Origin of the sequence: Treponema sp. Marseille-Q4132 (genome assembly GCF_014334835.1) — a bacterium.
GTDB lineage: Bacteria > Spirochaetota > Spirochaetia > Treponematales > Treponemataceae > Treponema_D > Treponema_D paredis.
Genome location: NZ_CP060591.1, coordinates 824,129 through 848,274 on the forward strand (window position 1 = coordinate 824,129; position 24,146 = coordinate 848,274).

At 49.1% G+C, this 24,146-nt stretch carries 23 protein-coding genes; 11 read left to right on the forward strand and 12 right to left on the reverse strand.

Going from position 1 to position 24,146, the window contains the following annotated elements; all coding sequences use genetic code 11:
• Positions 1 to 30 precede the first annotated feature (30 nt).
• Together H9I35_RS03805 and H9I35_RS03810 are read left to right on the forward strand one after the other, a co-directional pair.
• The gene (locus tag H9I35_RS03805; protein ID WP_252722713.1) at positions 31 to 249 is read left to right on the forward strand and encodes a hypothetical protein; all 219 of its coding nucleotides are present in this window, start codon (positions 31 to 33) and stop codon (positions 247 to 249) included.
• A 178-nt stretch (positions 250 to 427) separates the two neighbouring features.
• Positions 428 to 1,414, forward strand: coding sequence for a carbohydrate kinase family protein (locus tag H9I35_RS03810; protein WP_187420287.1), 987 nt, complete (start codon positions 428 to 430; stop codon positions 1,412 to 1,414).
• On the opposite strand, the gene H9I35_RS03815 is transcribed toward H9I35_RS03810, so the two are convergent.
• The 3 genes from H9I35_RS03815 to H9I35_RS03825 all read right to left on the reverse strand — a co-directional run bounded on the left by H9I35_RS03815 (position 1,395) and on the right by H9I35_RS03825 (position 3,483).
• The gene (locus H9I35_RS03815; protein ID WP_187420288.1) at positions 1,395 to 2,843 is read right to left on the reverse strand and encodes a subtype B tannase; all 1,449 of its coding nucleotides are present in this window, start codon (positions 2,841 to 2,843) and stop codon (positions 1,395 to 1,397) included. The two genes, H9I35_RS03810 and H9I35_RS03815, sit on opposite strands and share 20 nt — an antisense overlap.
• Positions 2,844 to 2,939: 96 nt before the next feature.
• Entirely contained in the window at positions 2,940 to 3,203 is a 264-nt protein-coding gene (locus H9I35_RS03820; protein ID WP_021330727.1) for a BrnA antitoxin family protein, read from the reverse strand.
• A complete protein-coding gene (locus H9I35_RS03825) occupies positions 3,169 to 3,483 on the reverse strand; it encodes a BrnT family toxin (RefSeq protein ID WP_187420289.1) in 315 nt (104 codons plus the stop codon). The genes H9I35_RS03820 and H9I35_RS03825 overlap by 35 nt, the downstream gene beginning before the upstream one ends.
• A gap of 116 nt (positions 3,484 to 3,599) precedes the next feature.
• On the opposite strand from H9I35_RS03825, the gene H9I35_RS03830 reads away from it, so the two are divergent.
• The 4 genes from H9I35_RS03830 (at position 3,600) to H9I35_RS03845 (ending at position 9,240) form a co-directional block, all read left to right on the forward strand.
• Complete coding sequence (locus tag H9I35_RS03830) at positions 3,600 to 4,181, forward strand: 2'-5' RNA ligase family protein (protein ID WP_187420290.1); 582 nt, start codon at positions 3,600 to 3,602, stop codon at positions 4,179 to 4,181.
• 151 nt (positions 4,182 to 4,332) lie between these two features.
• A complete protein-coding gene (gene polA / locus H9I35_RS03835; RefSeq protein ID WP_187420291.1) occupies positions 4,333 to 7,239 on the forward strand; it encodes a DNA polymerase I in 2,907 nt (968 codons plus the stop codon).
• Positions 7,236 to 7,847 (forward strand): dephospho-CoA kinase, encoded by a 612-nt coding sequence (coaE, locus tag H9I35_RS03840; protein WP_187420292.1) that lies wholly within the window; start codon positions 7,236 to 7,238, stop codon positions 7,845 to 7,847. The genes polA and coaE overlap by 4 nt, the downstream gene beginning before the upstream one ends.
• Positions 7,848 to 8,277: 430 nt before the next feature.
• On the forward strand, positions 8,278 to 9,240 hold the full coding sequence (locus H9I35_RS03845) for an SPOR domain-containing protein (protein WP_187420293.1): 963 nt from the start codon (positions 8,278 to 8,280) through the stop codon (positions 9,238 to 9,240).
• A gap of 605 nt (positions 9,241 to 9,845) precedes the next feature.
• Here H9I35_RS03845 and H9I35_RS03850 read toward each other — a convergent pair.
• Positions 9,846 to 10,790: a cation diffusion facilitator family transporter gene (locus H9I35_RS03850; protein WP_187420294.1), complete on the reverse strand. Its 945-nt coding sequence runs from the start codon at positions 10,788 to 10,790 to the stop codon at positions 9,846 to 9,848.
• Positions 10,791 to 10,966: 176 nt separating this feature from the next.
• Here H9I35_RS03850 and H9I35_RS03855 point away from each other — a divergent pair, with 176 nt between their 5' ends.
• Positions 10,967 to 11,803: an SDR family NAD(P)-dependent oxidoreductase gene (locus tag H9I35_RS03855; RefSeq protein WP_215905297.1), complete on the forward strand. Its 837-nt coding sequence runs from the start codon at positions 10,967 to 10,969 to the stop codon at positions 11,801 to 11,803.
• Positions 11,804 to 11,829: 26 nt separating this feature from the next.
• On the opposite strand, the gene H9I35_RS03860 is transcribed toward H9I35_RS03855, so the two are convergent.
• On the reverse strand, positions 11,830 to 12,645 hold the full coding sequence (locus H9I35_RS03860) for an aldo/keto reductase (protein WP_187420295.1): 816 nt from the start codon (positions 12,643 to 12,645) through the stop codon (positions 11,830 to 11,832).
• Positions 12,646 to 12,837: 192 nt separating this feature from the next.
• On the opposite strand from H9I35_RS03860, the gene H9I35_RS03865 reads away from it, so the two are divergent.
• Positions 12,838 to 14,094, forward strand: coding sequence for a M48 family metallopeptidase (locus tag H9I35_RS03865; protein WP_252722714.1), 1,257 nt, complete (start codon positions 12,838 to 12,840; stop codon positions 14,092 to 14,094).
• 101 nt (positions 14,095 to 14,195) lie between these two features.
• Here H9I35_RS03865 and amrB read toward each other — a convergent pair whose 3' ends face one another.
• The 7 genes from amrB to mgtE all read right to left on the reverse strand — a co-directional run bounded on the left by amrB (position 14,196) and on the right by mgtE (position 23,057).
• Positions 14,196 to 14,981 (reverse strand): AmmeMemoRadiSam system protein B, encoded by a 786-nt coding sequence (amrB, locus tag H9I35_RS03870; RefSeq protein WP_187420297.1) that lies wholly within the window; start codon positions 14,979 to 14,981, stop codon positions 14,196 to 14,198.
• A gap of 74 nt (positions 14,982 to 15,055) precedes the next feature.
• A complete protein-coding gene (locus H9I35_RS03875) occupies positions 15,056 to 17,692 on the reverse strand; it encodes a DUF3160 domain-containing protein (RefSeq protein WP_187420298.1) in 2,637 nt (878 codons plus the stop codon).
• A gap of 189 nt (positions 17,693 to 17,881) precedes the next feature.
• On the reverse strand, positions 17,882 to 18,457 hold the full coding sequence (locus tag H9I35_RS03880) for a hypothetical protein (protein WP_187420299.1): 576 nt from the start codon (positions 18,455 to 18,457) through the stop codon (positions 17,882 to 17,884).
• A complete protein-coding gene (locus tag H9I35_RS03885) occupies positions 18,438 to 19,010 on the reverse strand; it encodes a hypothetical protein (protein ID WP_187420300.1) in 573 nt (190 codons plus the stop codon). The genes H9I35_RS03880 and H9I35_RS03885 overlap by 20 nt, the downstream gene beginning before the upstream one ends.
• A gap of 61 nt (positions 19,011 to 19,071) precedes the next feature.
• Positions 19,072 to 20,823, reverse strand: a complete 1,752-nt coding sequence (locus tag H9I35_RS03890; RefSeq protein WP_187420301.1) for a S1 family peptidase — start codon at positions 20,821 to 20,823, stop codon at positions 19,072 to 19,074.
• A gap of 85 nt (positions 20,824 to 20,908) precedes the next feature.
• Positions 20,909 to 21,616, reverse strand: a complete 708-nt coding sequence (locus tag H9I35_RS03895; protein WP_187420302.1) for an SGNH/GDSL hydrolase family protein — start codon at positions 21,614 to 21,616, stop codon at positions 20,909 to 20,911.
• Between the two features lie 61 nt (positions 21,617 to 21,677).
• On the reverse strand, positions 21,678 to 23,057 hold the full coding sequence (mgtE, locus tag H9I35_RS03900) for a magnesium transporter (RefSeq protein ID WP_187420303.1): 1,380 nt from the start codon (positions 23,055 to 23,057) through the stop codon (positions 21,678 to 21,680).
• A 297-nt stretch (positions 23,058 to 23,354) separates the two neighbouring features.
• On the opposite strand from mgtE, the gene H9I35_RS03905 reads away from it, so the two are divergent.
• From H9I35_RS03905 to H9I35_RS12505, 3 genes are all read left to right on the forward strand, one after another.
• Positions 23,355 to 23,570: an SPOR domain-containing protein gene (locus tag H9I35_RS03905; RefSeq protein ID WP_187420304.1), complete on the forward strand. Its 216-nt coding sequence runs from the start codon at positions 23,355 to 23,357 to the stop codon at positions 23,568 to 23,570.
• Positions 23,571 to 23,684: 114 nt separating this feature from the next.
• A complete protein-coding gene (locus H9I35_RS03910; protein WP_187420305.1) occupies positions 23,685 to 23,984 on the forward strand; it encodes a hypothetical protein in 300 nt (99 codons plus the stop codon).
• Positions 23,985 to 24,023: 39 nt separating this feature from the next.
• On the forward strand, positions 24,024 to 24,146 hold the full coding sequence (locus H9I35_RS12505) for a hypothetical protein (RefSeq protein ID WP_256397983.1): 123 nt from the start codon (positions 24,024 to 24,026) through the stop codon (positions 24,144 to 24,146).

Genomic DNA, 24,146 nt, shown 5'->3' on the forward strand with positions numbered 1-24,146 from the left:
TGCAAACGGAAAATACCGGGCGCGGTATTTTTGGAACAGAGCGAACTTTCCGCCCTGCGCGAAATTGTAAGTGCAAGCGATTTGCCGTCATTCAGAACAAACGTTACGAACAGTCTTGATTCCATTCCTTCCGATAAAATTGCGATTCGCCTGTCGGATCCGGAAGTGAACGTGCGGTTTCGGTGCATATGCCTGACCGAAAAAGAAGCCGAATATGCGGCGTTGTTTGACGCAATGGAAAAAAGATAAAAAATATGAGAAAATAAAAACGCTCAAAAAGCGAGAGTAAAAACACGGCTAAAAACTTGTTGTGTATACTCTTATTGCCGGAAATCCGTTCGCTCTTTTATGCGGAAACGGCGCAGGATTATTACGATAAAGCGGCAGCAAAAAATTCAACTACGAAACAGCAAGTACGGGAGAAATTATGAAACGATTCGATGTTACGGCAATCGGTAAAATACTCATAGACTTTACGCCTGCAGGCAAGTCGAAAAACGGCAGAACGCTGTTCGAAGCAAATCCCGGAGGTGCTCCGGCAAATGTCGCAGCCGCCGCGGCAAAGCTCGGCGCACGAACCGCTTTTATCGGAAAGATCGGAAACGATGCCTTCGGGTGCGATGCAAAAGCGGCACTCGAAAATTGCGGTGTCTGTACGGGATCGATGAAGACGGATCCCGATCGGCACACAACGCTCGCTTTCGTGTCGCTTTCTTCTTCCGGCGAGCGATCTTTTTCGTTTGCGCGTTCGGGAGGTGCGGACATCAATCTTTTGCCCGACGATGTCGATAAAACATTGATACAGGGCAGTACGTTTTTGCATATCGGCTCTCTTTCATGTACCGACGAACCCTCTCTTTCAGCGACGCACAAAGCGATCGACACAGCAAAAAACGGAGGGACATTCATATCATACGATCCGAACTGGAGAGAACCGCTGTGGAGGGGCAAAAAAGAGGGCATCGAAACGATGCGCTCCCTTTTCAAATATGCCGATTTTGTTAAAATCGCCGATAACGAACTTGCGCTCATGTACGGAGAAAACACGCCGAGAGCCGCACGGGAGATTCTCGACGAAGGCGCAAAGCTCGTCTGCGTAACGCTCGGCAAAGACGGCGTCTTCTATAAAACGCGGGAATACGAAGGTATCGTATCGATCCCGCAATACAATATCGAAGTGCGCGATACGACGGGCGCAGGAGACGCTTTTACCGGCGCGCTTGTCTATCGGCTGACTCGGCGTGAAAATCCGTTTTCATTTACCGAAGACGAACTCAAGCGCGATCTGCACTTCGCAAACGCCGCCGCAACGCTCTGCGTGTCGCGATACGGCGCGATCCCCGCATTGGCTTCTCTTTCCGAAACGGAAAAGCTCCTCGCTTCTTTTCCCGACATCAGCGGCAAAGGCCAGTGATCCATGCAAAGAGTTCGTCGAGATCGTAATCGCCCGAATGTGTCTTATCCCACGGATAGGCGAAGTCTACGGAAAATCCGGCCGCTTCAAGCTTTGACGAAAGGATAAACGGAACGGCAAGCGCCGTGTCGCTGTCTTTCGTGCCGTGCCTGATACGCCAATATTTTGCCGAAACGGCGGCAGTCGAATTGCTATAATTGAGCGGATTCATCATTTTTATAACGAAAGTTTCCGCCGTTTCGATACCCGCTTTTCCGTGCTCCGTGCCGTACTTCGTAAAGTGACGGAACTCGAGCATCTTATTACCGAAGAGATTGTTTTCTCCGGAACTTCCGTCGAGCGCATCGAATGCCGGAGGCAGTTTTTGCCGCCCGCGGTACGCAATATACGCGTCGAAATCGACGGCGGTCACTTTGCCGTTTTCGATCGTCAAAAAATCGTATTGCGACATATCGACACCCGAAGCGAGCGCTTTGTTTGCGGAATCGATGACGAGGAGCGCTATCGCGTCTTTAAATGTACCGTTTCCGTCGGCATTGAGCAAAAGCGGCGTTCCGTTCGATACAAGTTTTAAATTATTAATATATAACGGAAAAAGACTTTTCAAATCGGATGAAACGCTTTGCTCGTCTTCGGTGAGCGTTCCTGTAACATAGGTGCGCTGCACTTTATAGTCGAGCATCGTAATATCCATTTTACGGTAATCGTTGCAGCCGTTGAACTCCCACTCGTATGCAGCATCCGCGTGTTCAAGATCGGTGATCGGACAATATGCGGAAACGGCAAAGATGTCGTCACGGGTGCGTGCGGCGCCAATCGCACGCAGATACGGCTCGTAATCGCTGCTGTTGCCGCTTGCGCCGAGCAAAGCCGAAAGCGCACCTCCGGCACTCGTACCGTTCGAAACGATTTTTTCGGCATCGCCCGGCATGATACGGTCGTTATACCGGAGATAGCGCACCGCAGCTTTTAAATCGACGATGCATGAAGGAGCTCTTCCCACATCCGACGTGCGTCCGCGCGCACCGGGAGAGGCGACGACAAATCCGTGCAACAGCGCATACGCCGAAGCGCTTACGTTTTTACCGTCACTGTCTGCAAGCGTTATCGGTTTTCCCGGCATATAGCCGCCGACCGCATTCGGAAAAAAAATCGGAGCCGTTCGTGCATTATAGCCTGCAACCTGCCCTCCCGAAAAATACGCTGAAGGAATATAGATATTCATGATTTGATAATCCGTATCGACGGGATTTTTTACGTACACGATATTTTCGTACGCTCGGTATCGTACCGACTTTTCTCCCGCCGAAAACGTACGCTCTTCATATGCATTCGGATCGAATACGATACCGTTCCGAGCTTTACCGCCGGATACACAGGCGCAAAACAACAGGACGATTGAAAAAATCAATATTAATAATTTTTGCATATAAACCTCGCACAGCATTATAGTACCGATATTGCAATCGGATTGGAAGCGGTTTAGCGGAACGCTTCGCTGCGAGGTAAACTGTTTCGGCGCTTTTTAAATAAGCCCTTTCGAAACGGCTGTACGCAAAAACGAGTTTAATTTCGTTTGCCAGCCTTTACCGTTTTTTTTCAAATTTTCCAGCACATCGACGTCAATCCTGATGCTCATGACTTTTTTTTGCGGCTTCCATAAATCACGGTCTAAAAGATGGCAGGGCTTCATTTGCTTGAGCTGCGCATTCGTCAGTTTGGGGCAATCTGAAAAATCCTTATTCTTAAATTTTTTAATTTCTTCCGAGCGTTTTTTGGATATTGCCATAATATTTTATCTCCTCTTTCGATACGGCCGGCCGTGCAGACACAATCCGTATTTTTTCTCGCTTATCGACATAAACGACAACACAAATAATAGCGCTCCCGATATCACCCAAAACGATATATCTGTCCTTGCCTATCATCGAATTCTTATCGTCATAAAATTCAATCGAATTCGGATCCTTAAAAATTTCAGACGCTTCTTCAAAAGTCAATCCGTGTTTTTCTTTAGTTATTCGATCTTTTTCACTATCCCATTCAAATCGACCCTTGGTTACCGTCATGCTCTCCTCTGTTATATAATATATAATTGTATTACATTTCTGTCAATACTTTAAACGTTTGCCATATTTTTAAGCACCATTGTCCTGTACACGAATCTCCGGTACTATCCGCATGTATGAAAATACGTTATACCGTATATGTGATGATTCGACAAACGCATTTTATCGGCGTGCTCATTCCCGAAAACCTCCGTGTTCCGCTTGAAGCGTGCCGCGCTTGGATGAGAGCACGCTTCGGCTGCAAAAGCGGACAGGGCACACCCCTGCATATAACGCTTGTGCCGCCGTTTTACCTCGACGAAAACTTTTCCGAACGCACCTTGTTCGAAGCGCTCGCCGAGGCGGCATCCGCGTGGAATACAAAAAGCAAAACGCTTTGCTGCGCGGTAAACGGTTTCGGCGCTTTTTCTTCGCGGACGATCTTTGCGCACGTCGAACCGTCAAGCGAATGGACGGCTCTCCGCACTCTCGTCTACGATTCCCTTTTAACAAAATGCCCGGAAACGGCAAAGCGCGATACGCGAACTTTTGTACCGCATATCACCGTCGCAAACCGCGACATACCGCCCTGCGCGATCGAAGATGCGCTTTCGTATTTCGATTCGCTCGATCTGCATGAAAGTTTCGACGTACGCTCGATAACGCTCTTTGCCATGAGAGAGCGAACATGGACGGAACGCGAAACCTTTGAATGGTAAAAATCAATAAAAAATCGATAGTGAAATCGTACCGTACATAACGGGGCTGTCTCAAAAGTCGGTTACTTTTTCGACAGCCCCGTGTTGACTGCACAAATCTTACCGAAGCAAGCGAGTTGAAAACCGTTTTCCGCCGTGCTAAAATGGGGCTATGCAGGAATTCAACGACGACACCATCTATATCCTCGATTCGTACGGGCTCATCTACCGCTGTTATTTTGCGTTTATTTCGCGGCCGCTGACAAACAGCCGCGGGGAAAACATTTCCGCACTTTTCGGTTTTTTCAGAAATCTGCACGCGGTGTTTACGCACTATAAACCGCGTTACATCGCCGCGGCTTTCGATTCGCGCACGCCGACGTTCCGCCACGAAATGTACGGCGAATACAAAGCCAACCGCGCAAAAACGCCCGACGATCTGCACGCGCAGATTCCGTGGATCGAAGACATCCTCGCATCTCTCGGCGTTCCGATCCTGCAGTGCGACGGCTACGAAGCCGACGATATCATCGCGACGGTTGCGGCAAAGGCGGCGGCAAGCGGGCGTACATGCCGCATCCTTTCGGGCGACAAAGATTTGATGCAGCTCGTAAACGGCACGACGCAGATTTTAAAACCCGACACCGCCCTCGTTTGGAAAGCGATCGATTCGAACGGCGTTAAAGCCGAATGGGGCGTCCTTCCCGAACAAATGCTCGATCTGCTTTCGCTCATCGGAGACGCATCGGACAACGTGCCGGGCATAAAAGGAGTCGGGCCGAAAACAGCGTGCAAATACATCGACGCGTACGGAAACCTCGACAACATTTTCGCACATGCCGATGAAATAAAGGGAGCCGCGGGTGAAAAGCTGAGGGCGGGAAAAGACGACGCGTATTTTTCACAAAAATTAATAAAATTGTGTTACGACGTGCCGTGCGTAAAAAACCTCGAAGATGCACTTCCTCCCGTTTCGTTCGACTTCAATGCCGCAGCCGAAAAGCTTTCATTTTACGAAGCGCCTACCGTCGCAAAAACCTATGCCGCTCTCTCTGCGGAAAACGAAAGCACAGGCGCCGAAACGGACGAAGTGCGGAAAGCCTCTGCGGCGGAAAAAGGCGCTCATCCGGCGCGAAAAAATGTCGTAAACGCTGAAGAAAACGGAAAGGCAAAATACGAATCTTCCGAACAGGGACCCGATACGGAAGACCTTCCGATTCTCAAGCCGCTTACGAAAAACAAAGGCGAATACCGCGCCGTAACCGATATCGAAGAACTCAAAAAAATCGTCGACGGCATTATCTCATCGAAAGAAAAATGTGTCGCCTTCGACTGCGAAACCGACAGTCTCGACACGATGAGCGCTTCTCTCGTCGGCTTTTCGCTGTGTACGGAACCCGGCAAAGCAGTCTACGTTCCGCTTGTACTCACCGATGCGCTTTTTTCAGGTCCGCTCATTTCAAAGCAGGATGCGCTCGCGCAGATCGCACGGCTCTTTACCGACAAAGACATCACCGTCGTCATGCACAACGGCAAATTCGATTACGAAGTGCTTCGCACGAACGGCATCGCGCTTAAAGGCGGAGACTACCCCGTCCCTTCGTGCAAAATCGCCGACACGATGGTCGCCGCATGGCTGCTCGATCCGGATAAAACGGGAGGTGCTTCGTACGCACTCGAATATCTTGCGGAAAAAAATCTCTCGCTTTCGGGGATCGAATACGACGATATCGTACCCAAGGGAGGAAGCTTTGCCGATGTGCCGCTCGATAAAGCCGCCGACTACGGTGCCGAAGACGCCGATTTTACACTGCAGCTTTGGCATCTTTTCCGTGAACGGCTTGAAAAAAATAAATTATTAAATTTATTTACCGATGTCGAAATGAAGCTGCTTCCGATCCTTGCGGAAATGGAACTGCGCGGCATCCACGTAAATACAAAAGCGCTCGACAAATACGACGCCGAACTCACCGGTGAAATCGAAACGGTGCAAAAAGAAATATATGAAATTGTCGGACACGAATTCAATATCGCTTCTCCGAAACAACTGCAGGAAATTCTATTCGAAGAATTGAAATTGCCGCACGGTAAAAAGACGAAAACGGGGTATTCGACGGACACGACGGTACTCGAAGAGCTGTCGGCTTATCATCCGGTACCGCAAAAAATTCTCATATATCGCGAAAAGACAAAGCTGCAGTCGACCTACGTCGAAGCGCTGCCGAAACTCTGCGATAAAAACAAACGCTTGCACACGAACTATATGCAGACGGGAACGGCCACCGGACGGCTTTCATCGCGCGATCCGAACTTGCAAAACATTCCGGTGCGGAACGAAGACGGCAGGAGGATCCGCTCAGCCTTTACCGCTTTGCCGAATACGCATCTCATTTCGGCAGACTATTCGCAGATCGAACTTGTCGTCCTCGCTCACCTCTCTGGTGACAAAAACATGTGCAAAGCGTTCAGCGAGGGCGTCGACATCCACCGCGCAACAGCCTCCCTTTTATTTTCGACACCTCAGGAAAAAGTTACGGCGGATGAAAGACGCATCGCAAAGACGATCAATTTCGGCATCATCTACGGTATGAGCGCATTCCGCCTCGCGCGCGATTTGGGCATTTCACGAACGCAGGCGGCTTCGTTTATCGAAAATTATTTTACGCAGTATTCGTCGATCAGACGTTTTATCGATTCGACGATTTCGTTTGCCGAAACGCACGGATACGTCGAAACGATTTTCGGACGCCGCAGAAAAATTATTAATATTAATTCCCGAAACCGCGTGGAAAAAGCGGCTGCCGAGCGCGTCGCGGTAAATACGCCGGTACAGGGAAGCGCGGCGGACATCGTAAAACAGGCTATGCTCGACGTGGACTCATCTCTTCGAAAAGAAAAAAACGGCGCACGCCTTTTACTCCAAGTGCACGACGAACTCATTTTCGAATGCCCTTCGGAAAAATCCGTCCTCGATGCGACGATCGCTCTCATACGCGAAAAAATGGAAGGCGCGGTAAAGCTTTCGGTTCCGCTCCGCGTTTCGATCGAAGCGGGTAAAAACTGGGGAGCCTTTCATTGATCATCTGTGTTACGGGTCCCATGGCGGCGGGAAAAAATGCGGCGGCGAAGCTGCTTGAAAAGCGCGGCTGGTTCTGCATCGACGCGGACACTCTCGTCCACGAGGCGATAGAGAGCGAAGCCGATAAAATCATCCGAACCTTTTCGCAGGATGCGAAAAAATGCGGTATCGATATCGTGAGGCAGGATGGAAGCATCGACAGGCGCTCGCTCGGAAAAATCGTTTTTTCCGATGCATCGCTGCTTGCAAAACAGGAAGCTATCGTCTATCCCGCAATCGAAAAATGCGCGATGCAAAAAATCGATTCGCATGAGGCGAAAAACATCGCGCTCAATGCGGCCGTACTCTACAAAACGCCGACGCTCATGCGCTTGTGCCGCGCGATACTCTACGTCGAAGCGCCTTTTTGGATGCGTCTTTTACGTGCAAAAAAACGCGACGGAGAAACGATACGCGCTATCTGTAAACGCTTTCGCGCACAGCGCGGCTTATATCGAAATTATAAACAAACCGGCATACCGATCGTCAAAGTGCGCAATGTTTCATCGCTTTCCGCTCTCGAATGGAATACGGAAAAAGCGCTTCGGCGTATCGAAGGTTTAAATTGAACGTCTGAAATAGCACCGTTCAATTTAACTTCGAGTTTTCTTGCAGAAAACTCGCGGATGTACTGTGCGCCGCTCGAAACTTCGCGCTTACACGCTCGTTGCGGGGCGCGCGCACGGCTGTGGCATTTTCGAAAATCGACATTTTCCGCAATGCCGCATTTTAAGGAACGGCTTTCGGTATAAGATTTTTTTAATGCTCAATCGATCCTCGTTTTCGACCTATAAACAAATCACTTAATTATATTTTCCGCGTGCCGATATTTACAGTAGAGCAGTATACGGCATCTCGAAAAATTCGCCTTGAACGATTTTTTCGAGATTTTGACGAGTTGTAAATCGCTGCGGTATCGCGAGTTACAACATCGCATTTTCAAAGTTACCTCTAAAAATTGCTGTTTTTAGAGGTTCCCGATACTCACAGGGGAAAATCATGGAACAAAAAGGTACTTTATGGATCATCGCAGCAGTCGGCATATTTTTGCTTGCCGTCCTTTTACCGGCGATCATCCTTTTTAAACCCGATACGCACAAAGTACAGACAACGGCACCGATCGCAAAACCCTCATCGGGCGGCTGGATAGCGACAGGGACATCTTCTCCTTCCGGCAGCGTTTCCGAAAATGAAACGGCTAAAGGCGATGTACCTGCAGATAAAATCGATTCCGAAAATCCGGTAAAGCCGGAAATCGGCGGAACGCAAAGTACGGAACGGAGCACGACGCAAGTGGGAGATATGACCGTATTTGCGCAAAATGCGACCGTGTACGGTTTTGAAACACAGAGAAATACGCAGAACGCCCCCGACGGTTCCACGCTGATCGATTTGAATACGCTCCGATCGGACGGCACTTCTCCGAGCGATACCGTTACGGCGAAAAACGAAACGAGCGCCAAATCGATGGAGACGGCGCGACAAACGGCCCGCGCCCCGCAGACCGAACAAGCGCAATATTCCGCAGCGGAATCCCGAAGCACGGCGGTAAAAAATCCTGCGAAAAAACCGTCATCCGAACAAGCGAAAACGGCGCAAAAAAATACCGCGGCAAAAACTCCCGCATCTAAAAATACCGTTTCGCCGAAAACGGCACAGAAAAATACCGCGACAAAACCCAAAGCGAAAACGAGTACGGGAAAAACGCAATATTGGGTACAGGCCGCTTCTTTTGCAAATAAAAACGGCGCCGATGCGGCACGGAGCGTTCTCGACGAAAACAAAATTCCCGCCGATGTGTTTACGTACAAAGACAGTAAAGGAAAAGTGTTTTACCGCGTGAGGATAGGTCCCTACGTGACAAAAAGCGAAGCCGAATACTGGCGGACGCGGGTTGCGCAGATAAACGATTTCAAATCGGGAGAAAGCTATATCACGCAAACTTCTTCAGCGACGGATTGAAAACCGCCGACGAAAAACTGTAATTTTCAGAAGCAGACAGAAGTGTTCCCCTGCTGTCGAACCGGATGCAAAGCGCGTCCGGTTTTTTTATCTTCGCACATAAGGCTGACCCCCGACTCAAAGCGTGCGTCAGTCAAAACGCTCCCGCGCAGCACTTCTTTTGAAATCGCCTTGTAAAAACTCTGAAATACGGTTTTTACTTCAGGAAATGAGTGAAATTTGCTCATTTCCTGAAGTACTCACATATATTCCTATTTGTAGGACTAACATCGAAATGCCTGTACTTCTTTTCAGGAATGTTATGGGCATTTTAAATTAATATGCAGAACTATTTACTAATCCCGAAGGAAGTAATTTGTACTCAATAATATTACAATTTCAGGAATAAATATAAATAAAAAAATAAACAAAATTAAAGCATCGGCTTTATCTTGAAAATTTTTTATTAACTTATCCGATACATCTTTTAGAAAGGAAAATTTCTAAAATAGAAAAATAAAAAACATAGGATAGCCCAAGCAACCGGCCTCACCCAAGCGGAAATCGAAAAGCTGTAGCCTTGCTCCCTCTCCGCACTCCCGCATAATTCCGCCTGCGCGTGTCCGCTACCTCACGTCGCTTTCGTCAAGCCCGTACTGTTCGTTTTCATCGTTCAGTCCTGCGGGTTCCACGTGTACCATGATGTCGTACACGTCGGGGATGGCGCATCGGACGGCGCTTTCCACTTGACAGGCGATTTCGTGAGCTGCCGACACGCTCATCTTTCCGTCCACTTCGATATCCAAATCGATATCCCAGCGCGAAGCGATTTTTCTGATCCGTGCTCGGTGCGGATGCGACACTCCTTTTACGGAAGATGCGGCGTCGAAAAGGCGCTTGTATATTTCGCGGTCGGTGTTTCCGTCCATGAGTTCGGTATTCATATCCGAAAAGATCGCTATCGCATTTTTAATAACCCATGCGCTTACGAGGAGAGCGGTAACGGGATCGAGTGAAGGGCAGCGGAAAAGACGTGCCGCGCCTATACCTAAAAGCACACCCGAAGACATGACGATATCGCTTTTCATATTCTGTGCGTTCGCTTTGATTATGGCGCTGCCGCTTTTTTTTCCGAGCGTATACTGTGTTACGGCGAGTATCGCTTTTCCCGTAATCGATATTGCGGCTGCAGCGAGTGCTGCAGGACTCACTTCGCTTTTGTACGAGTGTCTGATAAGAGAGCCTATGGACGAAAGGGCGAGCTGAGCGCCGGCAAAAAAGATGACGAAGGACAGCGCCATCGTCGCCGTAGTTTCCGCCCTGCCGTGTCCCCACGGATGCTCTTTGTCACCCGGCCGCGAAACGACAGTGCTTACGATGAGCGTCATAAGCGCGATCGCGACGTCGGTGAGCGAATCGATGCCGTCGCCCATAACGGCAAGGCTTCCCGAAACTTTCGAAAGAAAAATCTTTACGCATGCGAGCGCAAGATTTCCGAAAAGCGCGATATATCCCGCCCGCCGCATGAGAACGATATGTCTTTCATTTCTGTCCGCCGTGTTTAATTCCATAGCGGGTAATTTTAACAAATTGTATGCGGCTCTACAAGCGCGACGACAACGTGCGTCGACCGTGTGCGGAATGAAATCGATGAACGAAAGTGAGGGGCGCGGCGAGCGGTATCGTCATGAAAACGTAACCGTACCGTATTGACGGAAAAGGGGAAGCGTCTTATTATTCCCCTATAATGATAAAGATTGCAGTGATAACGGGCGCTTCGAGCGGTCTCGGAAGCATCTATGCGAAACTCATAGACGGACGGAAAGATATCGATGAGATTTGGCTCATCGCACGGCGCGAAGACAAATTGCTTGAGCTCTCTTCGTCCCTCGAACATCGGACGAATATTCTTCCGCTCGATTTGACAAAGCCTGCGAGTATCGACAGACTGGAAAACGCTCTCAAAGCGAAAGCGGAGCGAGTGCCCTCGTACGATCTCTCATCCGCAGATGAAAAAAAAGGCGGGGACGGCATGACGATCGCTTTTCTCGTAAACTGCGCGGGTGTAGGCAAAATCGGCAATTACTGCGATATAGAACGCGAAGATAACGAGCGCATGATTGCGCTCAACTGCACGGCATTCGTCAATGCGGCGAATACCGTTTTACCGTATATGAAGAGGGGCGCAAGAATTATCAATATTTCGAGTACGTCCGCGTTTCAGCCGTTTCAGCACCTCGCCGTATATGCGGCGACGAAAGCGTTCGTGTTGAGCTGGTCGCGCGCGCTTCACTGGGAGCTCTTTACGCGCGGCATCCGAGTCACGGCGGTGTGTCCTTATTGGATGAAAAAAACGGAATTTATTAAAAACGCGGAGTCGAGCGGTATTCCTTCTTCTCATTCGATTCGTAATTTTCGTTTCGGCGACGATCCCGTATTTGCCGCGCGCCTTTCTCTTTGGGCAAGCGCTTTAAACTTGCCTGTCGTAACGACCGGCGTTGTAAGTACGCTGCACCGCCTTATTGCAAAGATTATACCGCGAGGGATCATGCAGGCATTGTGGGAACTTTGGCGCCTCTTGTAAAAGCGGGCGCCTCGACATTCGTGCCGTTAAAAGTCGAAATTATCGGGATCCTGTTTTGCGATGCCCGTATCCAAATCGCTTATCTTTTCCATTTCATCTTCGGTGAGACTGAAATCGAAGATGTCCGCGTTTTCTTTGATGCGTTTCGGATCGACGGATTTCGGGATCGTAATGATGCCGTTTTGATAATCCCAGCGGAGCGTCACCTGCGCCGCGCTTTTTTTGTGCGCTTTGGCAATTTCGGCGATCGTTCTGCTTTCAAGCACGATGCCGCGGCCGAGCGGACTCCACGCTTCGGGTACAATCGAATGAAGGGCGCAGTATTCACGGAGACTTTCTCGAGTCAAAAACGGATGGCATTCGAATTGATCGACTGCCGGAACGACCTTGGAAACGGCGGCGAGTTCTTCGAGGTGGTGCTCCAAAAAATTGCTTACGCCGATTGCCCGCACTTTTCCCGACGCAAGGAAGTCTTCCATGTATTTCCACGTGTCGATGAATTTACCCGGCACCGGCCAGTGAATCAAATACAGATCGATATAATCGAGTTTGAGCTTGTTGAGACTTTCGTGAAACGCATCTTCCTGGCGATTGTCTCTCTGATCCTGATTCCACATCTTTGTCGTCACAAAAACTTCTTCGCGCGGCACGCCGCTTTCGCGGATCGCTTTGCCGACTTGCGTTTCGTTATTGTAAAAGGCCGCCGTGTCGATGAGACGATAACCGCATTCGAGAGCCGTCTTTACCGCTCGAATCGTCGCGTCTCCCGCTTTGTAAACGCCGAGTCCGAACTTCGACATGAGGATGCCGTTATTGAGCGTAATTCTTTCGTCAAGTCCCATACGAAACCTCCGTTATTAAAAACTGCAACAGCACATTCAGTATAATAAAATAACGGGAAAAAATACATCGCTTGAAAGACGGTAAACGGGGAAATAATAATTGCAATACCGTTTCGATTTTATATGCTGCGCGTTTGCCGACGGAAAAAATCGCCCTTTGCGTATGGACGGAAAAAACGTTATACTCGTGCCATGCAATTTTCAAATCTTTTTGTCATCCTCTATTGTGTCGGAACTTTTCTTTCGTTTTTATTACATAATTTTATTGAGAGAGTCCAATACCTGTTTCGGAAAAAATACGGACGCGATATACCTCCGGAACTCACGCCGTATATCACATCGCGTGATGCGGAAAAAACCTGTGCGTATAAAGATGCGCGCTATCGCCTTTGGGTTTTCGAATACGGCGCATCGACGGCGCTCGGTGCGGCTTTGCTGCTTTCGGGCTTTTATCCGCACGTCTTCCGTGCGCTTAAGTCCGTATCCGACAATCCGTATGCGCTGACATTCATCTTCGCGCTTACGGTATCGATTCCGTCCGCCGTCTTATCGCTCCCGTTCGAATGGTATGAAGAGTTCGTCATCGAAAAGAGATTCGGTTTTTCTTCGATGACGCTGCGGCTTTGGATCGCAGATAAGTTCAAATCGTTTGCCGTCGCTCTCGTCGTGTCGGTGCTTTTACTTTCTGCGATGACGGCGATCTTCGAACACGTGAGTGCATGGCCATTCGTGCTCGCAAGCGTTTACGTTGCGTTTTCGCTTCTCATGTCGTTTATCTATCCGCGCCTCATAGCCCCTCTTTTCAATAAATTTACGCCGCTCGGAGAGGGTGCGCTCAAGTCGCGTATCTCCGATTTTATGGAGCGTACGGGATTCAAATCGAGCGGAGTTTTTATCATGGATGCGTCGAAGCGCAGCAAACACTCGAACGCGTATTTTACGGGCTTCGGAAAAACCAAGCGCGTCGTACTTTACGATACGCTCGTCGAACAGCTTTCGGTCGATGAAGTCGGCGCCGTCCTCGCGCACGAACTCGGCCACTATAAAAAACATCACATCGTAAAGCGTTTTGCCGTGACGATCCCTCTCGTATACATCGTCCTCTTTGCCGCCGCCCGCCTTACTTCATGCGAAGCGCTTTACAGCGGATTCGGTTTTTCCTATGATGCGGCGCTTCCGTACATGAAATTCATCGCGCTCTTTTTGTTGTCGGAAGTTTTCGGCGGCTACGGCATCTTCGTTCGGCTTGTTTCCAATTTCTTTTCGCGAAAAGACGAATACGAAGCCGACGCATACGCAAAGGAATTGTGCGGCTCCGGAAAGCCGCTTTCGTCCGCGCTCATTGCATTGAATCGGGAAAACAACGGCGAAGTGCGGACGGCGAAAATCTACAGCGCGTTTACGTATTCGCACCCGACGCTGCTCGAACGCCTTCGCGCGCTGGAGTAGGGGCGCGGTTTTCGCTGTGCTTGCAGGCTTATAAGCGGGCGAAGTATCGCCGTAAGCGCAGCTTTATCAGCCGATACTTTCCAAGCTCGCCATTTACCCTTTTAATAAAACATCGAAAAATAATAACTTGTAATGTCGTCTTCTCCTTTGCCCGAAAGCTCGTACGATGTCGTGTGAAACAAAAGGACGCATTTCGTATCTTCGTCGATGAGGTGTGCGAGCGCATAGATGCCGGGGCGATTGTCGCACACCGCGTATATCCACGTCTTCTTCGACGGCGCATCGAAAAAAACGCGCGAAGATGCATCCTTGCGAGCGGTTTCTTTTATATCGCTTAAATGAGAAAAGTCGGTCGAGATCAATAAAAAATTGTATTTTCTGTTTCGGCGTGTAAAGTAAGGCGCGAGTGCACTTGTCAATTTTTCGGCATCGCTTTGGTTTACGGGCGGTTCTCCGCCAACGGCGACGGCTGCGACGCGGGCGTTCGGAAAATACCGTGCGATATAGGGGATGAGCGTCGTGATGCCGTGTTCGAGCGGAAACACTTGCGCATCGTATGAAACGCCGAGCGCCTTTGCGAGGGCGGCTTCCTTTTTTCGTTCGGTCATCGTTATGCGTCCGCTTCCTGCGTTCCATGAAACGTCGTCAAGCGACCACGGTTTTGTCGAAAGATTCCAATGCGAGGGGCTTACGATAAAAAACGTCCGCACCTTCCGCCTTGCGGCGATTTCGCGAAAGAGAGCGTCGATTTGCCCGTGCGCGAGCAAGTGATGGCTTACGGTTGCCGCCCACGGAAACGAATCGGAGGGCGGAAGCGCTTCGAAGGGAAGCTCGATCGAATACGGTTCGCTATCCTGCTCTGAGGCCCACGTCGGTATGAAATGCACCGCATCCGCCTGTTTCCTCTTCAGGCGGAAAGCGCACATACATACTGTTAATAATGAGGCGGCAAAGAGTGCGCTTAATAATATGAAAAAACGCCGTCGTCGGGTATGATCCATCCTCTTTCCCAAAACGGATAATACGCTTCGATATTTCCGTCTTTTCGATATACGATTTTTTTCCACTCTTCATCGGTCATACGTTTGTTGATCGGTACGACGAATTCCGCGTAGCTGAAACAATAGCCGACTGCGATACGCTTGCCGCCTTGTCCGTCGTTGAGCGCGACATAGATGCGCAAAGGAGATGCGATACCCGTTTCGAGAACCGTTCCCGACTCCGCATCCGTAAATACATCGGCGACGCATGCCATTTTAAAAGCATCTTCGTCGTTCGTGTATGCGGCGTCGAAACCGTTGTGAACCAAAACGTATTTTTCGAGTTCGGCGGCGATTACGGGTATCCATCGATTTTCTTCGTCGCTTATCAGTTTGTCCGCCGCTTCTTTTTTGCATATCGCGAGTATCTTTTGATACATTTTCAAAAGACCGTTGAGCACGATTTCCGCATCGGGGTTGAGCAGATCGTAAGTCGTGTACACCGAACGCAGCTTTTGTACCGAATTGAGCGATGCGATCCAAAACGGAATATTCGGTTCGATATAATGCGTCGGGCGCGGAATCGGCTCGGTTCTGAACGTCGGCTCGAAATCGCCGTCGCCGCCTTTTTCCGCATAGGACTGTTTGGTATATAAAATCGTATCGTGCCGAAGTTCCGCCCACGCGCCGTGAGCCGTTATAAGAGATTTTAAATTCCACAGCGGTGTTTCGGTAAAATAAAATCCCGCACCGCTTTCAAATTGTGCAAGCGTTTTGATTTGACGCAGCACTTGCGTATAATAGGTTTTATTCCAATAGGCGTCGCCGTACGAATCGATTTCGCGTTCGATCGCATCAAGCGTTTCGCGGAAGCCGATCGCTTCATGCGCTTTATATTCGTTTTCCAAAAGCAGATCCGCCGAGCGGGAACCGAACGCTTTTATGATATCAAGAGCGCTTACCATAGTGCGGCCGTAGATCGTATCGCCGACGATTTTCAGAAGACGGGGAGAAGAAACTCTGTAATGAATTGCCGAGTCGAGCGTAAAGCGCTGACCGAAAAGTCTCCAACCCGCAGGCGGCTCTGCCCCATCATTCGATCTGCCGTAAAGCGCGCTTTCGGAAGCGATCGCAGGGGGACGGAGTTTTTCCCGGCACAGCTTCATAAAATTAATAATATTTTTCCTGTCGGACGACCACGATGCGAAATCGGATGTGCGCGCCTCTTTCCACAGCGGAAGCACGTCGTAAAAACTCAAATCGTCCGAAAGACCGATGAGATCGGTGATCGGATTGAAAAGCGAAGCCCATTGATCATAGAGCGCCGCATTTTTCCGTACCGTATCGATTATAAAAAGCGCGGCTTTTTCCGCTTCGAGAGTCTCGCCCGAATCGACCTTTTCACGGGCGATCAAAAAGTGAATGCGCCCGTACCACATCTGCGCGCGAAAATACGCTTCGAGCGCTCCGTTTTTCGTGTAGTGGCCGCGCGCTTTGTACTGCGAAAAGTCTTCCCGTACGCTCGGAAATACGGAAAGCGGCAGTGCCGAACCGAAGCCCGTTTCCGTTTGCGCTTTTTTTATGCGCTTGTAATCTTCGACGACTTCTTTCGGGTACTCGGAAAGAATTTTATTTTCATCGCGCTCTTCGTATGTTACGGTTTTTTCGTAGCGTATATTTTTTTCGATTCTTTCGGGCGCCGTACGGAGAAGTGCTTCGGCGACTTGGAAATACATGATCGCTTTGTTTTTCGTTTCGGTATCGGCGTCCGTATTCGCTTGAAGAGAAGCGATACAGTTTTGAGTGAGCGAAAGCAGCTTCGGCATAAATGAGAACTCTTCCGTGTATTGCAGCATTCTGTCGAATATGAGATGCTGCGAATGCGCAATCAAATCCGTCGATATAAAATGCGGGATAAACGAATCCTGCCTGTCGATTTCGCGGTAAAATGAAATCATATCATCCGGGCGGTAATATTTCCGAAGCGGTGTTTTTTGAAAGGCGATTCTGTTCGCTTCGAGCACCGATGCGACTTCTTCGCCGAGGGGTGTATACCCAACGACGGGATAAAACGCATCGTAGTCTGAATGCGTTCGATAAAGCTCTGCGGAAATTCTGTTTTTTTCGGGCGGATCGTCGAGACCGAAGAGGTCGGCGCCGAATACATAGCCCGTTTTGCCCTGCCATTCTACGGGATAAAACCAATTATAATTGTCTTGAAACGGAAATGTGCGGTGCGTGTAATCCGGCTGCGTCGTATCGGCATTGATGATTTTTTCTCCGAATATCCTGACGATAGAAGCAAAGGGAATAGGAGTGCCGTGCATATCGTTTTCGTTTTTGATCGAAGCTTCTCCGTTCGATATATTGATATCGAAATCCGATTCGGGGTAGAGCATGCATACGCGGCTTCCGACTACAGCCGTGCGAGCATAGTTCATCCCCTGATCGGGAAAAGGCACGAACGTAAGAGCGTCATTTACATACCCTGCGTGAGCGTCGGTATGAAAGGCACTGTCGGCGGCACTGAGCCGTTCGAATGATACGGCGCTTGTATTGTTATAGCGGGGGAGCGGTAGGATTTCTTCGGCCGTTTCCGCTTCGGCCGTCGACCTCATTTTCGTCTCCTGACGCGCAGGATCGACTTTCGCTTTTGTGCAGCCTAGAAGTAGTACCGATAGAAAAAGAAATATGTATGCGCGCATGAGTGTAAGTATAACGCCGTGCCGCCCTTTTAACAATATATGCCCGCGCGTGCAAAAAAAATCCTGCCCGATGAAGGCAGGATTTTACCGGATTAACGGATTTTATTTCTTTTTAAGATCTTCCGCTTTGATAAAATTCAATTCGCCGCGCATGAGCGTTACGTCTTTACCGACTGCGCGGTTGATCCATTTTTTTGCTTTATCGAATTCGTCATAGTGGCGGAAGCCTTTGATACGCAGCGCATAGTCGAGATCGTATTCGAAGTTTCCGATATAGACGAACTGCGCGCCTTCGGGGATGGCGATTTTTACAAGAAGCGGCACATCGAAAAAGTCCTGATAGACGCTGAAGAGTCTGCACCGTGCATAGTCGAGCGTTACCGTTCCGTCGGCGCCGATTTTCGCAGTATAATAAAACGGTTCTTCGAATTCCCATTTGGGAGAAAAACTTTCACCCATCGAATAGGTGCTCGGCTTCGGATCTTTCGATATGGACAGTCCCTCTTTACGTCCTTCGATATCGATCGGCGTTTTAAAAGAAATCCTTCCGACGACAACAACTTTATTGCCTCCGGGGATTTTCACCGATTTTTCTTTTACGTCAGCAGCAAACATAGCCGCGGCGGCAAGCGAAACGCATAACGCGGAAATCAGTAATTTATTTTTTCTTTGATTCATTTGACAGTTCCTCCATGCGTTTGGTGATAACCGGTTCCCAATCGGTTCCTTTGAAGTAGGGCAGCATCGCTTTGAGCGACGCATATTCATTTTTATGTTCGGGATCGTTTTTTTCGTAATACATCAAACCGGGTTTTGTCAGTACGAAGTCCACTCCCTGTATACCGCAGTATGTTATTGTGTCGTTGTATGCTCCGGCATTTCTGTATCCGTATATTTTGATTTCGCTGCCGCGCGGCAAAGGCTGTATAAAAAACAGCGATTTCGTTTTTGCAACGGCGACGAAAAATGCCGATGTTCCCGTCTTTGTCGCGTTTACCTGCGCCTGGTAGTATCGGTAGCCGAACGCGGGATTTTGCTGATAGACGCCGAAATCGACGTATTCGCTTCCGAACAGGACAGTCGAATCTTTCGGACTGCCCCAGTTACCGCTGGTTACGGCCTTTTGGACTTTGCTTTTGCTTTCACCCATCCTATAGCCGGATATTGAAAAACAACCTGTCAGCGCCATCACCGCAGCGGCGAGTGCGATAACTCCGATCTTTTTTTTCATCGAATACCTCCTCTGAAAAACCTTATGTCTAATCGTCGCTTTTGAAATATAGAAGCGGCGTCTATTCCCGTTCAGCCAATTTTATACCGATAAAGACCGTCATATTGTTTACGTTTTCGGTACCGTTTCCTAAAAAGGCCGCGTACAGCGAGTGCATATACTGAATGCCTGCCATAGGAGCGAGCCAATCGGTTATGCGGTACGACGCATAGACGCCGCCGCCGATACCGAAGTAAAAACGATATGTGGATTCGTCGCTTAAGATTGTTGCTATATTCGTAAGGCCTATCCTCGTTTCCGCAAAGGGAGCGACGATGAATTTGTTGAATGCGAGCGGAACTTGGAAGCGCAGCGCCGCACCCACCGTCGTCATGGTTTCGGGTCTTATGATATAGCTGCTTCTCCCTCCTATTCTGACGTTGTTCACTTTTTCGGTTTGGATAAAGGGACCGCCTCCGAAATAGGTGTTCATAAACAAAACCGAAAGATTGAAGCCCGGCGTCTGCGATTCGAACGCAAAGAGCGGCCCGACTGTAGCATTGATAAGATAGGGATCATCGATTTCAAGGCCGGTTACGCTGCTTGCGCCGGATCTTTTTTTCGCTTTCTTTTTCGACGATTTTTGAGCTTTCGCTTCACCGAATTCGGAAAGTCTCCAAACGCCCTGTTCTTCCGTCCACAGAGACGGGATCGCGTCCTTACCCTGAGGCGTAAAGGAAACTTTCATGCCGTTCGTCGATTCTTCCGCAGCGCTTGCTTCGGTCGTAAGCGCGCCGTCATCTCCTTGAAAGGCTTTCCACACTTTGTATGCGAGCGCATAGCGCAAGCCTTCGATCGGATCGTAGGCGAATATTTCGACGATTATGGAACGGACGCTCGAAGGAGCTGTTGCAAGTACATCGAGAAAATCGTCGCCGCCGGCTTTTGAAACCATTTCGTTTGAAATGTATTTTCCGAGCGAAAAGAAAAGTTCGTTTTTATCTGCGGTCGATTTTACGAACTGTTTTACACGCTCGTCGATATTTTGTTTTTTCTCTCCGGCGATATTCCGTTGTACGAAAGATTTGATGATCGACGCGGGAATTGAAAAGTTCGTCGATTCACGGTAAGTGGCTTTCCACGTATTGATTCCGATAACCGAATATCCCGCTTCGGATTTTGAATCGGCCGTCAAAAGCGGACCGCCCGAGTTTCCCGCATCGACTTGCGCCGAATGCTGGATGAGCGTCGAAATGTCGGGGGAAAGGAGTTCTTTGATTTTCGCCCGCGCATTCGTTACCGTACCCTTGCCGAGCTGCCACATCGGATCGCTTCCCAATCCGGGGAAACCCGCCGACCACACTTCATCTCCGTCACGGACGGAGATATTGCTCAGCGTTAAACCTTTTCGCGTATACGAATCGGGCAGGGCGACGAGCGCGATATCGATGTCTTCATCCACCGCGATGATTTTAAGTTCTTTGTAACTCGAATTGGAACCGTCTTCGTTTTCAAATTCCACGTTGACCGTTTCCGCTTCTTTGACTACGTGCCGATTCGTGATGACATAAGGTTTGCCGTTCGATGCGTAAAATACGAAGCCTGAACCGAACGAGCCTTTTAAATACGCGTCGATATTTTTTGCATACGAAGCGTATCCGCGGTTTTCAAGTCTGTCGCGGTAATCTTTTAAAAAGGTGACCGTATCTTTCGGTAAATTGCTGCGAACGACGCAGACATAATTCCGAAGCGGTGCCGCAAAAACTGCTGTGACTGAAAAGCACAGGACCAAAACGCCGTAAAGGCATTTTTTAATAAAATTGCTGATCTCCATGATCGTAAATTATACTCAAATGAAAGCGGATGCGCAATATATTTTCCGTTCGTATTTCCGTCGCGGCGATTATCGAAACGGGCTCTTAAAATTCTTTGTGCAGACGCGGCAGTTCCCGGATCCACACATCCGCCATGTATGCGTAACCCGAAACGTTCGGATGAATACCGTCTTCGCACATAAGTGAACGATAATCTTCCGCTTCGAGGAGCGCCATGCGCATATCGATATACTGGACGCCGTGACTGAGGGCGTATTTTTCGATCGAAAGCGAATAGAGTTCGTGCGTTCTGTACAATCTGAATATATCGCCGTCGAGAAATCTGTCGATATTTTGTTTGTTTTGACCCGATGTGATCGTCTTATACCAGTTGTCGATAACGAGAGGCGGCATCGTCATCAAAAGCGGGGTGATCTTATGTGCGCGGAGCGTTTCCACCGCTTCGTCGAGCATGCGCAAAAAGTCCGGGAGCGGGTTCCGCATCTTGTGCGGAGCATCCGGGTTTTCGCTTATCGGCGTCCAATCGTAATCGCAGTCGTTGCCGCCGCTTTCGACGATGCCGAGGTCACAGCTTAAACCTTTTTCCATATCGCGCTTGAGCGTACGAAGCGCTTTATTGATGACGTTACCGAATACGCTTTTATTGATAAGCGTAAACCTAAGTTTTTTTTGAGCGAGGGCGAGACTGTTTTCATCTTCGAGTACGTCAAAACGGCTGTCACTGTAACCGGTGACCGCTCCTTTTAATATCGAATCGCCCCAGACAGTTATCGTATGTATTCCGTTTTCCATAAATATGCCTCTTGTTTTGTTACGCTACACGCATGCACTTTGCGCGCGCAACATATATCCGCTATATGCCGAGCATCGCTTTGGTAATGCCGAAGTAAATCAAAAGCCCCGTGATATCGACTATCGTCGTGAGTGCGGGACTTGCGATGAGCGCGGGGTCGACTTTGAACGCGGCGGAAATAAGCGGAAGGGCCGCACCGATAATGGTCGCGGAGATAACCTGTGCCGCAAGCGCGAGCGCGATGGCGATCCCTATCTGTACGAGGGTGAGAGTGGCGGGGATGGTCGTCCCTCCGCTCATAAGATTGACGCGCAAAAATGCGATCAAACCGAGTACGAAACCGAGCATGAGCGAAATGCGCAGCTCTTTCCATACGACGCGCAGTATATCGTGCTTGTCGATTTCTTTCAGCGCGAGCGCCCGAACAATAACCGTCGCGGCTTGGCTTCCGGTATTGCCTCCCATATCGGTGAGCATAGGCATGTAAAACGTGAGCAGCATGAGATGCGCGATCGTATCCTGATAGGTCTGCAGTACGGCGCCCGAAAAAAAATCGAATATCGCGAGTACGACGAGCCAGATGACGCGCCGTGAAAAATGCGTCCACGCGGACGTGTTCAAGTACGACGTTTCCTGATGTTTTCCGGTGATCGCCATAAAGCGTTCCATATCTTCCGTACGCTCTTCTTCGACGACGTCCATCGCATCGTCGTGCGTGATGATGCCGATGAGGAGCCCTGAGCTGTCGACGACGGGGAGGACGAGGAGACCGTATTTCGTTATCGTAAACGACGCTTCTTCCTGATCGGCGTCCGCAGTGATTTCCGCAGCCGGCTCTTTTTTTATGGAAGCGAGGGTCGCTGTAGGTTTTGCGAGGATCAAATCGGTGAGCGTTACGTAGCCGCAGAGTTTTCTTTCTTCGGTGAGGACGAATATGACCGATACCGCTTCTTTTTGTGCGCCTTCGAGCCGTATGCGGTTGATCGCTTCCTGTACCGTAAACGATTCGGGGAACGCGACGTAATCGGTCGTCATAACCGAGCCGGCCGTTCCTTCGGGGTAAGACGAAAGCTGTTTGATTTCGTCGCGCTCTTTTTGCGCGAGGAGCGGAAGCACTTCGTCGAGCCGGTCTTCCGAAATCGATTTTGCAAGGTCTGCGCGTTCATCCGGCGGCAATATTTTGAGCAGCCGCGTGAGTTCTCCGTCGCTTAAAAGCTCGGCGGTTTCGGATTGGAGCGTATCGGGAAGTTCGCGGAAAATATCGATCGCCGTACGCGGATCGAGATGTTTGAACAGATGATATACTTCTTCCGCTTCCAATCCTTCGATGAGTTCGGCGACTTCCGTCGGGTGAAGGGTGCTCAAAAAGCGTGCGACATCGGCATACCGTTCTTCTTTGACGAGGGTTTCGATGTCGGGCGAAAGCAATTCTGTTTGCATGTGCGGCCTCCGAAGCTATGAGATTGAACCTATGATAAACGGTTTGCGCGTCGTATTATAGCATAAAACGTATAAAAAGAAAAATATTGTACGATAGGAAAAGCAGGGTTTTATCCGTAAAATAGATTTTAAAGGGGGACAGCCCCTTGATTTTATGTGCGACGTTTAAAATTAAGTCATTATAATATAAAGACTTAATTTTAAACTCGACAGGCTGTCGAAAAAGTAACCGACTTTTGAGACAGCCCCTGCCTCTTCCTGCGGGGACACCCCGCAACGCCCCGTCCTTCGTACAGTTTGCCGCGCAGGAACCTTTTTCGAAAAAACCGTCATCCGAACAAGCGAAATATTTTTACGTACAAAGACGGCAAAGGAAAAGTGTTTTACCGCGTGAGGATAGGTCCCTACGTGACGAAAAGCGAAGCCGAATACTGGCGGACGCGGGTCGCACAGATAAACGATTTCAAATCGGGAGAAAGCTATATCACGCAAACTTCTTCAGCGACGGATTGAAAACCGCCGACGAAAAACTGTAATTTTTATGCCTACGCAGCGAATAATCCGGTACGCTATATAGACCCGGATGGGAATCAAATTGCCCCAGCAATACCGCTCCCAGAAGTTGTAATGGAACTTAAACAAATAGGGCAAGAATTGAGAAATTCTATGCCGCAGTTGGCAATCGCAGGTTGTATTGTTCTTGGTATTGCATTAATTGCAGAAGGGGTTAATTATGCTCAAAACCAGAGTTTAGCAAAGGCTCTGGAAAAAATTAATTCGGCAGCAGCATCTGTTGTTGCAGGAGCTCCTTCTCCATTACCGCCTGATGATCCTGACAGTAAAGGAACACAGACTAGCTCAAAAATATTATATAATAAAAATGGCACACATATAGATGTTGAAAATCCAGGGCATAGACCTGGGTAAATACATGTACAACAGGAAAATTCTAAATATCTGTATGATATGGGGAAAAAAGCATTTGTTGATAAAGTAGGAGATTTAGCGCCTAAAGCAATTCAGAAATTGCCGGAAGACCCTAAAATTGTAAAAGCTATAGCTAAAGGACTAGAAATTCTAGGGTATTAA

Bases quoted from the DNA above. Each gene is read 5' to 3' on its own strand.
- H9I35_RS03810 (WP_187420287.1), top strand. From the start codon at position 428: ATGAAACGATTCGATGTTACGGCAATCGGTAAAATACTCATAGACTTT.
- H9I35_RS03815 (WP_187420288.1), bottom strand. From the start codon at position 2,843: ATGCAAAAATTATTAATATTGATTTTTTCAATCGTCCTGTTGTTTTGC.
- H9I35_RS03820 (WP_021330727.1), bottom strand. From the start codon at position 3,203: ATGGCAATATCCAAAAAACGCTCGGAAGAAATTAAAAAATTTAAGAAT.
- H9I35_RS03825 (WP_187420289.1), bottom strand. From the start codon at position 3,483: ATGACGGTAACCAAGGGTCGATTTGAATGGGATAGTGAAAAAGATCGA.
- H9I35_RS03830 (WP_187420290.1), top strand. From the start codon at position 3,600: ATGAAAATACGTTATACCGTATATGTGATGATTCGACAAACGCATTTT.
- polA (WP_187420291.1), top strand. From the start codon at position 4,333: ATGCAGGAATTCAACGACGACACCATCTATATCCTCGATTCGTACGGG.
- H9I35_RS03845 (WP_187420293.1), top strand. From the start codon at position 8,278: ATGGAACAAAAAGGTACTTTATGGATCATCGCAGCAGTCGGCATATTT.
- H9I35_RS03850 (WP_187420294.1), bottom strand. From the start codon at position 10,790: ATGGAATTAAACACGGCGGACAGAAATGAAAGACATATCGTTCTCATG.
- H9I35_RS03855 (WP_215905297.1), top strand. From the start codon at position 10,967: ATGATAAAGATTGCAGTGATAACGGGCGCTTCGAGCGGTCTCGGAAGC.
- H9I35_RS03860 (WP_187420295.1), bottom strand. From the start codon at position 12,645: ATGGGACTTGACGAAAGAATTACGCTCAATAACGGCATCCTCATGTCG.
- H9I35_RS03865 (WP_252722714.1), top strand. From the start codon at position 12,838: ATGCAATTTTCAAATCTTTTTGTCATCCTCTATTGTGTCGGAACTTTT.
- H9I35_RS03875 (WP_187420298.1), bottom strand. From the start codon at position 17,692: ATGAGGTCGACGGCCGAAGCGGAAACGGCCGAAGAAATCCTACCGCTC.
- H9I35_RS03880 (WP_187420299.1), bottom strand. From the start codon at position 18,457: ATGAATCAAAGAAAAAATAAATTACTGATTTCCGCGTTATGCGTTTCG.
- H9I35_RS03885 (WP_187420300.1), bottom strand. From the start codon at position 19,010: ATGAAAAAAAAGATCGGAGTTATCGCACTCGCCGCTGCGGTGATGGCG.
- H9I35_RS03890 (WP_187420301.1), bottom strand. From the start codon at position 20,823: ATGGAGATCAGCAATTTTATTAAAAAATGCCTTTACGGCGTTTTGGTC.
- H9I35_RS03895 (WP_187420302.1), bottom strand. From the start codon at position 21,616: ATGGAAAACGGAATACATACGATAACTGTCTGGGGCGATTCGATATTA.
- mgtE (WP_187420303.1), bottom strand. From the start codon at position 23,057: ATGCAAACAGAATTGCTTTCGCCCGACATCGAAACCCTCGTCAAAGAA.
- H9I35_RS03910 (WP_187420305.1), top strand. From the start codon at position 23,685: ATGGAACTTAAACAAATAGGGCAAGAATTGAGAAATTCTATGCCGCAG.
- H9I35_RS12505 (WP_256397983.1), top strand. From the start codon at position 24,024: ATGGGGAAAAAAGCATTTGTTGATAAAGTAGGAGATTTAGCGCCTAAA.